This window comes from Streptomyces sp. NPDC008139, assembly GCF_042957025.1.
Classification (GTDB): domain Bacteria; phylum Actinomycetota; class Actinomycetes; order Streptomycetales; family Streptomycetaceae; genus Actinacidiphila.
Genome location: NZ_JBIBHM010000001.1, coordinates 527,547 through 538,802, shown reverse-complemented (window position 1 = coordinate 538,802; position 11,256 = coordinate 527,547). Strand labels below are relative to the sequence as shown.

Genomic DNA, 11,256 nt, shown 5'->3' with positions numbered 1-11,256 from the left:
CTTCACTACATTGAGGGCGTGGACAAGAAGCTCACCAAGAAGGCCGTGCGCGCCGGAGTCATCACCGCCGGTACGACGCTCATGCTGCTCATGTCGACCCCGGCGTTCGCGTTCGCCCGCGACGACGGCGACGACCCGGGTTCCGGCCTGAGCGTCATCGAGACGCTCAGCCTGTTCGTGCTCGCCCCGCTCGTCCTGTTCGGGGTCATCGCGGGTCTGGTCATGGTGACCGACAAGACCCGCAAGGAGCAGGAGCACCCGAAGCAGTAGCCGCGGCACTCGGCCCTCGGGCCCCTTCGCCCCCTCGGCGCCGGACTTCCCGGCGCGCCAGGGGGCTTTGTGCTGCCCGCGCGGCGTCGGGCGCGCGGGCGCGTGACGGGTCTGCTGGTGACGGGTCTGCGCGTGACGGGTCTCAGCGCCGGGCGCCCGGTTCCGCCGACGCGGCCAGTAGCAGGCGCAGCAGGTCGGCGAGCTGTTCCGCCTGCGCCGGTTCGACGGCGTCGAGCGTCGCCTTCTGGAGGGCGAGCCCGGCGCCGACCGCCTGGTCGATCACCCGCAGTCCCTTCTCGGTGAGGGAGACGCGCAGGCCGCGCCGGTCGTCCGGATCGGGCACGCGGTCCAGCAGGCCGGCCCGCTCCAGCTTGTCCAGCCGGCCGGTCATCCCGCCGGTGGTGAGCATCAGGGCGGCCGAGAGCTGCCGGGGCGAGAGGGTGTACGGCTCGCCGGCCCGGCGCAGCGTCGCCAGCACGTCGAACTCGCCGCGGCCGATGCCGTACCGCTGGTACTCCTTCTCCATCCGGTCGCCCATCAGGCGTGCGATCCGGTAGATCCGGCCGAAGACGGCCATCGGGAGCGTGTCGAGGTCCGGGCGCTCGGACCTCCACTGACCGGTGATGGCGTCGACGACGTCGAGGGGTTCCTGAGCCATGGCCTCAGTATCGGGGCGGGGTCGCTCGACGGCAAGAAAGTAGCTTACAAGTAAGTAGCTTAGCGCTAAGCTATATTCTGTCGACCTGACCGGTCGGCCTTCGTTCGGAACCGGGATCGGGGAGCTTCACGATGTCGCTGCTGCGTACGCGAGCCACCACCGCACGACCCGCCGTCGCCCGGATTCCGGGGGAGCGGGCCCTGCTCGGGGCGATGGGCGTCGACTCGGTCGGCTCCGGGATGTACATCCCCTTCAGCCTGGTCTTCTTCCACCACATCACCGGGCTCTCCTTCGCCGTGGTCGGCGCCGTCCTGACCGTCGTCGGACTCATCGGCATGGGCGCCCTGCCGCTCGCCGGGACCGCCGTCGACCGCTACGGCGCCCGCCGCGTCCAACTCCTCCTCTACGGGGTGCGCGGCACCGGATTCGCGCTCTATCCCTTCGCGACCTCGCTGCCCGCCTTCGCCGTCGTGGCCCTCGGCACCGCTTTCGGCGACCGCGCCTTCCCCGCCGTCCAGCAGGCGTACATCGGCGAGGTCGCGAGCGGCGTCGACCGCGACCGCCTCCAGGCCGCCGCCCGCGCCCTGCGCAACGCCGGGCTCGGCGCCGGGGCGCTGCTCGCCTCGCTGGTCATCACCGTCGCCGGTGACCGCGGCTTCACCGCTGCCGCCTGGCTCAACGCGCTGAGCTTCGGCGTCGCCGCCCTGCTGATACGGAGTATCAGCGCCTCGCGGGTGCCGGACGGTTCCGCGACGGCCGAGCGGCCCGCCGCCGGTTACCGGCTCGTCCTCGCCGACCGGGCCTTCCTCGGCCTCACCGCCGCCAACTTCCTCACCGCGCTGGGCTATTCGGCCCTCGCCGTGCTCTTCCCGCTCTTCATCGCGGGCACCCTGAACGGCCCGCAGTCGCTGACCGGCGCGGCCTTCACCGTCAACACCGTGCTGTGCGCCGTCGGCGGCGTCCACGTCGCCGGGCGCGTCCGCGGGCGCGGCGCCCGCCGCACCCGGTCCGCCGCGCTCGGCGCGGTGATCTTCGCCGCCGCCTTCGTGGGGCTCGGGGTGTTCGGCGCCGCACGGCCGCAGGCCGGATGGGCCGTCGCCGGCGGGGTGTTCGCACTGGTGGCGCTCTACACGGTCGCCGAACTGGTGCACAACCCGTCCTCCAGCGCGCTCGCCGTCGCCGCCGCCCCCGAGGCTCTGCGCGGGCGCTACATGGCCACCTACCAGCTCTCCTGGTCCCTGGCCGCGACCCTCGCCCCTTCCCTCTTCACGGCCCTCTTCGCCGCCGACTCCCGCCTTCCCTGGGCCGTGCTCACCCTCACGGCGCTCTGCGCCGCCGCCCTTCTCCTCCGCCTCGAGCCCCACCTTCCCGCCGCAGCGGTCCGCCTCGCCCCCCTCCCGGTGCCTCCTTGCCCGGTGCCCACCCCGACTCCGGCCCTCGCGGCCTAGCCGCACCGACGCAGGGCCCGGCTTTCGAGGGCACGGCCCCGGTCGGCTGCTTTGCGCAGGGCCTGGTTTTCGGTGCGCGGCCCCTGCGGGTTCACCTTGCGCGGGGCCCGGTTTTTAGGGGCGCGGGGAACTGCGCGACAAGCCCCCACCGGCGGGTGGTCCGGGGACGACCGAACTGCCCCGCCGGGGCGGGTGGTGACCTGCGGGAGCGCGGCGGCTGGCCGCGCAGTTCCTCCCCCAACCTTCGGCCGGGAGGTGCCCCCCAGCGCCCCGGACGGGGCACACGCCGTGCGGACAGCGCGCCTACGCACCGGCATGCGCACATCGAACGCAGCCTCGTGCCCCTGAAAGATCGGCTCGCCGCCCTGGCGGAAGAACCGCACCGGGGCCCCGGACCGCGAAGGCGGTCCGGGGCCCCGGTGGCGAGAGGGCCGGGCGGTCAGCCGGCGGCGGCGTCGGCGGCCTGGGCGCGCAGCGAACGCTCCACGCTGGAGCGGGACTCCACGACCAGGCGGCGCAAGGCCGGGGCCGGGTCGGCCGACGCCAGCCAGGCGTCGGTGGCGTCCAGAGTGGCCTGCGAGACCTGGAGGGCCGGGTAGAGGCCGACCACGATCTGCTGGGCCATCTCGTGGCTGCGCGAGTCCCACACGTCCTTCACCGTCGCGAAGTACCGCTCGGTGTACGGCGCCAGCAGCTCGCGCTGGTCGGTCTGCACGAAGCCGCCGATCACCGCCTCCTGCACGGCGTTCGGCAGCTTGTCGTCCTCCACGACAGAGGCCCAGACCGCCGCCTTGACGTCGGCGCTCGGCCGCGCCGCCCGTACCGCCGCGGCGTGCTGCTCGCCCGCCGAGGTCGGGTCGAGCGCCAGCTCCGCGTCGATCGCCTGCTCGTCCGCGCGGCCGGTCGCCGCGAGCCGGGACAGCAGCGCCCACCGCAGATCCGTGTCGACGGCCAGTCCCTCGTACGTCACCGTGCCGTCCAACAGCCCGGCCACTACGTCCAGTTGGGCGTCGGTACGGGCCGCGAGGGTGAACGCGCGTGCCCAGGCGAGCTGGTGGTCACTGCCCGGCGCCGCCGTCCGCAGGTGCTCCAGCGCCGCCTCGGTCCACCGGGCCAGGCCGGTGTCGCGCCAGGCCGGGTCGGCGTACAGGTCGAGCGCCAGCTTCACCTGGCGGTGCAGCGACTGCACCACACCGATGTCGGTCTCCTTGCCGATGCCCTGCAACACCAGCTCCAGGTAGTCACGGGCGGCCAGTTCGCCGTCCCGCGTCATGTCCCAGGCCGACGCCCACACCAGCGCGCGCGGCAGCGACTCCGTGAAGTCCCCGACGTGGTCGCGGACCACGGCCAGCGACTGCTCGTCCAGCCGCACCTTCGCGTACGACAGGTCGTCGTCGTTGAGCAGGATGACGGCCGGGCGCGGCGTCCCCGCGGGGAACGGCACCTGTGTCGACTCGCCCTCGACGTCCAGCTCGACGCGCTGGGTCCGTACCAGCTTGCCGTCCACCAGGTCGTACGCGCCGACCGCGATCCGGTGCGGGCGCAGCACGGCCTCGCCCTTCGCGCCGACGGGCAGCGCGGGGGCCTCCTGCCGTACCGCGAGCGAGGCGACCGTACCGTCCTCGGCCACCGTCACCTCCGGCCGCAGCACATTGATGCCCGCCGTCTCCAGCCACGCCTTCGACCAGGTCTTCAGGTCGCGCCCCGAGGTCTCCTCCAGCGCGCCCAGCAGATCCGCCAGCCGCGTGTTGCCCCACGCGTGCCGCTTGAAGTACGCCTGCACGCCCGCGAAGAACTCGTCCTCGCCCACGTAGGCGACGAGCTGCTTCAGCACCGAGGCGCCCTTGGCGTACGTGATGCCGTCGAAGTTGACCAGCACGTCGTCCAGGTCGTTGATCTCCGCCATGATCGGGTGCGTGGACGGCAGTTGGTCCTGCCGGTAGGCCCACGTCTTCATCGAGTTGGCGAAACTCGTCCACGAGTGCGGCCACTTCGAGCCCGGCGCGTACGCCTGGCAGGCGATCGAGGTGTACGTGGCGAACGACTCGTTCAGCCACAGGTCGTTCCACCACTCCATGGTGACCAGGTCGCCGAACCACATGTGCGCCAGCTCGTGCAGGATCGTCTCGGCCCGCGTCTCGTACGCGGCGTCCGTGACCTTCGACCGGAACACGTACTGGTCGCGGATCGTCACCGCGCCCGCGTTCTCCATCGCGCCCGCGTTGAACTCCGGCACGAAGAGCTGGTCGTACTTCGGGAAGGGGTACGCGTACGCGAACTTCTCCTCGAACCAGTCGAAGCCCTGCCGGGTGACCTCGAAGATCGCCTCGGCGTCCAGGTACTCCGCCAGCGAGGGACGGCAGTAGATGCCCAGCGGCACGCTGCGGCCGTTCCCCTCCCAACTGCTGTGCACCGACGCGTACGGGCCGACGATCAGGGCCGTGATGTACGACGAGATGCGCGGGGTCGGCGCGAACACCCACACGCCGTCCGCCGGGGGCTCGGGCGTCGGGGAGTTCGAGATCACGGTCCAGCCGGCCGGGGCCTGGACCGTGAAGGCGAAGCTCGCCTTCAGATCCGGCTGCTCGAAGCTGGCGAAGACGCGGCGGGCGTCCGGTACTTCGAACTGCGTGTACAAATATGCTTGCTTGTCGACCGGGTCGACGAACCGGTGCAGGCCCTCACCGGTGTTGGTGTACGCGCAGTCCGCGACGACCCGCAGCTCGTTCTCGCCGGAGCGCAGGCCGGGCAGCGCGATCCGCGAGTCCTTGAACGCGGCTGCCGCGTCCAGGGGCTCGCCGTTGAGCACCACCTCGTGCACGAGGGGCGCGACCAGGTCGATGAACGTTTCCGCTCCCGCCTCGGCGGCCTCGAAACGTACGGTGGTCACCGACCGGAAGGTGCCGCCCTCCTGGGCGCCGCGCAGGTCCAGCTCGATGTCATAAGCGTCCACGGTGAGCAGGCGCGCACGCTCCTGCGCCTCCTCACGCGTGAGGTTCGTACCAGGCACGGTGGCCCACTCCTTCTCGTCAGATGAGACGCCCATCCTCGCACGGCACGTTTCCGTTCCACGGCTCGCCGCCAGGGCTTTGTCTTTTCCCGCCCGCCCACCCGTGCGGGTGTTTTTTCGTCTGCGGGTGCCGCTTGTGCCTGGTCGGTGCCGGTCCGGGGCACCTCCTCGAAATGCGGCTGCCTGCTCCCGTGTATGCGGCACCGTTCCTGTCACCGCATTTCTGCGGGGGCACCCCGGCCCGTCCCCTCCCGGTACGTCGGCGTCCGCCTGTCCGGTGGGGGTGGCCGGGGGGTGGGTGGGCGTAGGCACGTCGGCGTCCGGCGGTCCGGTGGGGGTGGCCGGGGGAGGGAGATAGTGGGGGGGTGAAGCCCGTCGGCGGTCGTCTCTCCGCTGCGGTGGCTGGGACGGGGGTGGGCTACTGGATGGTGTCGGGGAGGTGGGGGGCGGCGGTGTCGGCTACGAGTTCGGCGAGCTCGAAGCGGTACTCGAATTGCTTCATGTAGCCCTCGACGCGGAGAACGTACGTCCGCTCGGAGCACTTGAACGCCTGCCTGCGCCGGGGTTTGCGGACGTCGCGGTCGAAGGTGTTCACCAGGTTGAGGAAGACGCCCGGCGCCTCCTCATGGCTGGCTTCGAACTCGGTGAGGGTGTCAACCCGATAGGGCCCGTGAGGCGAACCGCCGACCGGACTTATCAGGACCATCCATCGGGCCACGCCAGCTCCTTGCCCATCGCATGAGAGTGATCAACACCCCCCATTCCACCCGACCCTGCCAACGATCACCAACGCCCCCCGCCCCCAGCAGCCCTTGGCCCCCACCGCCGCGCCCGAGCCCACCCACCCCGCCGGAAGGCCGGGTGGCGCAGGGGCCCGGGCCCCCACCCAGGCCCCCGGAGGGGGTCACCCGAATAGGTGAAAAGGTAAGCTCGGCATCCGAACACGTGGACTTTAGCCCAGGCTTGTCCGGGTTTGTCGACGGGCGTGTAACAGCGGTTAGTGACGGGGTCGGCGGCGGGAACGACCACCGCATGAGCATCGAGAACCCCCACACACACCGCGCCGTCGACCACCTCCGCACCGGCCACAGCGTCTTGACGGTCCGTCAGCTCAGGAAGCGCGGCGTGACGCCGGGCGTGATCGCCGAGCGGTGCCGCCCGGGAGGGCCGTGGCAGCAGGTGCTGCCGCAGGTGTACCTGCTGCACTCCGGGCCCCCGAACAGCGCGGAGCGCCTGGAGGCGGCGCTGCTGTACGCGGGCCGCGATCCGGGAGCGCACGGCCCGCTCGGCGGCGGCCGGGAGGCGATGGTGACCGGGCTGGCCGCCCTCGCCCTGCACCGCTTCTCTTCGGTGCCGCCGCTGCCGGGGCTGCCCCGGATCGACGTCCTGGTGCCGCGGCAGCGCAGGCTGCGCGACGCGGGCGACGTGGCGATCCGCAGGACCAACGCGCTGCCCCGCCCGCAGGAGGTCACCGGACTGCCGTGCGCGCCGGTGCCGCGCGCCCTGGCCGACGCGGTCGCGGAGCTGGACGACGCCGAGACGGTGCGGCGGCTGCTGACCGAGGCGGTGCGCGGCGGGCACTGCGACGCGGGCGCCGTACTGGAGGAGCTGGAGCGCGCTCGGCTGCTGGACCGGCCGCAGGTGGCGGCGGCGCTGGACGCGCTGCTCGCCGAGGGCCGGTCGGTCGCCGAGGACCGGCTGATCGCGATGGTGCGCTGCCACGCGCTGCCCGACCCGGTGTGGAACGTCGACCTGCGGCTGCCGGGCGGCCCGCCGCTGGGCGGAGTCGACGCGTACTGGCCGGAGCACGCGGTGGCGGTGGAGATCGACGCGCGCACCGTACGGCCGGGCACGGCGGCGGGGGAGGACGGCCACGACGACGTATACGCGACGGACGCGTACGGGGACGGCGGCGCGTACGGACCGGGTGGCACGTACGGTCCCGGCGGCGCCTTCGACCAGCTCTTCGACCGGGCCTTCGAGCACGGTTTCGAGAACGCCGAGGACGACGCCGTGTGGTCGCGCTACGCCCGCGAGCGGGAGCGTCTGGAGGCGCTGGGCATCACTGTCATCCACCTCACGCCGGCCAAACTGAGGGACTCCGCCGAGCAGCAGGCGTCGATCGTCAGGACCGCGCTGATGGCGTCCGCCGACCGGACACCCGCCGCGTATGTGGTGGTCACCCCGAGGTGACCCCCCGTCACACGAGGAAGCGGGGTCCCGGCGATTTACCCCGACCCGTACCGTATTCGTCCTGATGGCGGTTGGCGGAAACACGTCACGCCCAGACCATTGGACGGTCAACACTCCCCAAAGGGGAGTCAATTCCAGCAATGTGAGCGATCGACCGGCTCCGTTTTCCGAACAGACCACCTCGGTCCGAACAGGGATGCCCATGCCACTCGCTCACATTCCCGGCAAGAGACGCGCGGCCCGTATCGCGCTGGCCGCGGGTCTGGTTGCCGCGCTGTCGGCCGCCGGGCCCGCGCTCGCGATCGCGGACGCGCCCGCCTCGTCGCCCTCCTCCACCCCCGCGCCCGGCCCCGGCTCGCCGGACAAGGGCGCCGCCGACAAGGGCGGAGCCGCGGACAAGCTCGGGTCCGCGGACGCCTCGCTGCTGGCCAAGGCCAAGGCGGACGGCGACAAGAACGTCACCTTCATGGTCGCCACCAAGCCCGGCAGCACCGGCCAGGTCGCCGACAAGCTGGACGCGCAGGGCGCCAGCGTGGGTCTGCGGTACGACAAGATCGGCTATGTGCGGGCCACCGTGCCGACCGGCAAGGCGGACCAGGCCATCGCGGCGGCGCAGAAGCTGTCCTCGGTCATCGCGATCGACCTCAAGCAGGAGATCAAGCTCGACGACCCGACCCCGGCGGCGGACACCACCGCGGCGGCGGCCAAGAACGGGAAGGCGTCGGCCACGACGTACCCCGGTCCCGGCAAGGACACCCCGGCCAAGAACCCGTACCAGCCGGCGTTCGAGACCGGCGCGGTCGACTTCGTCAAGGACAACCCGAAGTACGACGGCCGGGGCGTGACCATCGGCATCCTGGACTCGGGTGTGGACATCGGCCACCCGGCGCTCCAGAAGACCACCACCGGTGAGCGCAAGATCGTCGACTGGATCACCGCGACCGACCCGATCCTCGACGGCGACGCCACCTGGCGCCCGATGGTGACCGCGGTCTCCGGCCCGAGCTTCACCTCCTCGGGACGCACCTGGAAGGCGCCCGCGGGGAACTACTACTTCAGCACGTTCGCCGAATCCGCCACCATCGGCGGCGACATGAACGGCGACCTGAACCGCGACGGCGACACCACCGACAAGTGGGGCGTGCTGTACGACCCGGCCGCCGGTACGGTCCGCGTGGACCTGAACGACAACGGCGACTTCACGGACGACACCGCGATGAAGCCGTACAAGGACGGTTTCCAGATCGGCCACTTCGGCACCGACAACCCGGCGACGCCGATCTCCGAGTCGATCCCGTTCACCATCGAGATCCGCAAGAACGTGCCCATGGACCCCTACGGCGGGACCTGGGTCGGCAAGACCGCGGACTTCGTGAACATCGGCCTCGTGGAGTCCGAGCACGGCACGCACGTGGCGGGCATCACCTCCGCCAACAGCCTGTTCGGCGGCAAGATGAACGGCGCGGCGCCCGGCGCGAAGATCGTCTCCTCGCGCGCCTGCACCTGGAGCGGCGGCTGCACCAGCATCGCGCTCACCGAGGGCATGATCGACCTGGTCGTCAACCGGCACGTGGACGTGGTCAACATGTCCATCGGCGGTCTCGGCGCCCTCAACGACGGTGCCAGCGCCCGCGACCAGCTCTACAAGGAGCTGATCGACACCTACGGCATACAGCTCGTGATCTCCGCGGGCAACGACGGCCCCGGCGTCAACACCATCGGCGACCCCGGCCTCGCGGACCACGTGCTCAGCGTCGGCGCGTCCATCTCCAAGGAGACCTGGGCGGCCAACTACGGCTCGCAGATGACCGTTCCGTACTCGATGATGCCCTTCTCCTCGCGCGGCCCGCGTGAGGACGGCGGCCTCGCCCCGGTCATCACCGCGCCCGGCGCGTCCATCAACACCATCCCGACCTGGGAGCCGGGCGGGCCGGTGAAGGAGGCGGGCTACACCCTGCCGCCCGGCTACGCGATGCTCCAGGGCACCTCGATGGCGTCCCCGCAGGCCGCCGGAGCCTCCGCGCTGCTGCTGTCCGCGGCCAAGGCCAAGCACCTGACGGTCAGCCCCGCGCAGCTCCGTACCGCGCTGACCAGCACCGCCAAGTCGATCCCCGGCACGCAGACCATCGACCAGGGCGCCGGTCTCATCGCCGTCGGCCCGGCCTGGAACCTGCTCAAGCAGGGCGGCAAGACCAACACGTACACGGTCAAGGCGCCGGTCAACACGGTGCTGAAGGACTACCTCGTCACCCCGGGCTTCGGCACCGGCGTGTACGACCGTGAAGGCGGCCTCCAGGCCGGGCAGTCGCGTACCTACGACGTCACCGTGACCCGCACCAGCGGTCCGGTCTACGCCCAACTGCACACGCTCACCTGGGCGCACAACGACGGCACGTTCAAGGTGGCCAGCCCGCTGGTGCTGCTGCCGCTGAACAAGCCGGTCACCGTGAAGGTCACCGCGAAGCCGAAGTCGGTGGGCGCGCACAGCGCGTTGCTGAACATCGACGACCCGCTGACCCGCGGCATCGACTCGCAGATGTCGGCCGCGGTGCTCGTCTCCACTCCGGTCGCGGGCCCGTCGTACACGCTGACCCGCTCCGGCAGCATCGAGCGCGACACCACGAGGTCGTACTTCGTGACGGTCCCGGCGGGCGCGACCTCGCTGGAGGTCGCCATGGACGGGCTCAAGACCGGCAGCCAGACACGGTTCCTGACGATGCACCCGTACGGTGTGCCGCTCGACTCGACCCAGACCATCGACTGCTACCCGAACTACGACAACCCCAACAACAAGTGCCGCCCGGACGTGCGCTCCTACGCCAACCCGATGCCGGGCGTGTGGGAGATCGCGGTCGAGGCGCGCCGCACCTCGCCGCAGCTCGACAACCCGTACAACCTGTCGGTGACGCTGCTCGGCGTGGCCTTCGACCCGGCGGTCAAGACGGTTCCCGAGGCCAAGGTCGGCACGCCGACCCCGGTCGACTGGACGGTCACCAACGGCTTCGCCCCGATCCAGGGCAAGCTCAAGGGCGGCCCGCTCGGCTCGGCGTTCACCGCCAAGCCGACGATCGCCGACGGTGACACGCAGACCACCACCTTGACGCTCGGCCCCGGCGCCTCCCGGCTCGACGTGTCGATCGGGGCGACGTCCGACACGGCCGCCGACCTCGACCTGTACGTCTACCGGGACGGGGTGCTCGTCGCGCAGTCCGCCAGCGGCGGCTCCGACGAGCGGGTCAGCCTGGCCAACCCGCCCGCGGGCACCTACACCTTCGAGGTGGACGCCTACGCCGTACCGGCCGGGACGACCACCTACGACTACGAGGACGTCTACTTCTCCGCCGCCCTCGGTACGGTCACGGTGGACGACACCACCACGGTCAACCTGCCGCACGGCGCCTCCGCCAAGGTCTCGGCCTCGCTCCTGGCCTCGGCCGCGGCGCCCGAGGGACGCAAGTTCTTCGGCGAGGTGCAACTGCTCAACGCGCGCGGCTCGGTCGCGGGCAAGGGCAGCGTGATCATCACGAAGACGACGCCGTAACGGAGTTGTCCTTCGGGGGGTGGGGGGGGGGCGGCCCCCCCCCCCCCCGGGGGGGGGGGAAACGGGGGCCGGCGTCCGGACGGCCGCCCCGGCCGCCGGCGCGGCCCCCGGGGAACAAACCCAGTCCGGGGGGGGA

7 protein-coding genes are annotated in these 11,256 nt (G+C 71.6%); 4 read left to right on the top strand and 3 right to left on the bottom strand.

The annotated features are described in order from the left end of the window. Positions 1 to 18: 18 nt before the first annotated feature. Complete coding sequence (locus ACFZBB_RS02315) at positions 19 to 270, top strand: hypothetical protein (RefSeq protein ID WP_391116929.1); 252 nt, start codon at positions 19 to 21, stop codon at positions 268 to 270. A 142-nt stretch (positions 271 to 412) separates the two neighbouring features. On the opposite strand, the gene ACFZBB_RS02310 is transcribed toward ACFZBB_RS02315, so the two are convergent. Then, positions 413 to 928 (bottom strand): MarR family transcriptional regulator, encoded by a 516-nt coding sequence (locus tag ACFZBB_RS02310; protein WP_391116927.1) that lies wholly within the window; start codon positions 926 to 928, stop codon positions 413 to 415. Positions 929 to 1,059: 131 nt separating this feature from the next. On the opposite strand from ACFZBB_RS02310, the gene ACFZBB_RS02305 reads away from it, so the two are divergent. Further along, complete coding sequence (locus ACFZBB_RS02305) at positions 1,060 to 2,376, top strand: MFS transporter (RefSeq protein ID WP_391116925.1); 1,317 nt, start codon at positions 1,060 to 1,062, stop codon at positions 2,374 to 2,376. A 439-nt stretch (positions 2,377 to 2,815) separates the two neighbouring features. Here ACFZBB_RS02305 and pepN read toward each other — a convergent pair whose 3' ends face one another. Together pepN and ACFZBB_RS02295 are read right to left on the bottom strand one after the other, a co-directional pair. Then, positions 2,816 to 5,386: an aminopeptidase N gene (gene pepN, locus ACFZBB_RS02300; protein ID WP_391116923.1), complete on the bottom strand. Its 2,571-nt coding sequence runs from the start codon at positions 5,384 to 5,386 to the stop codon at positions 2,816 to 2,818. Between the two features lie 418 nt (positions 5,387 to 5,804). Beyond that, entirely contained in the window at positions 5,805 to 6,104 is a 300-nt protein-coding gene (locus tag ACFZBB_RS02295; protein ID WP_391116921.1) for a hypothetical protein, read from the bottom strand. 314 nt (positions 6,105 to 6,418) lie between these two features. On the opposite strand from ACFZBB_RS02295, the gene ACFZBB_RS02290 reads away from it, so the two are divergent. Next, entirely contained in the window at positions 6,419 to 7,579 is a 1,161-nt protein-coding gene (locus tag ACFZBB_RS02290; RefSeq protein ID WP_391116919.1) for a hypothetical protein, read from the top strand. A 202-nt stretch (positions 7,580 to 7,781) separates the two neighbouring features. After that, on the top strand, positions 7,782 to 11,120 hold the full coding sequence (locus ACFZBB_RS02285; RefSeq protein ID WP_391116917.1) for a S8 family serine peptidase: 3,339 nt from the start codon (positions 7,782 to 7,784) through the stop codon (positions 11,118 to 11,120). Positions 11,121 to 11,256: the final 136 nt, after the last annotated feature.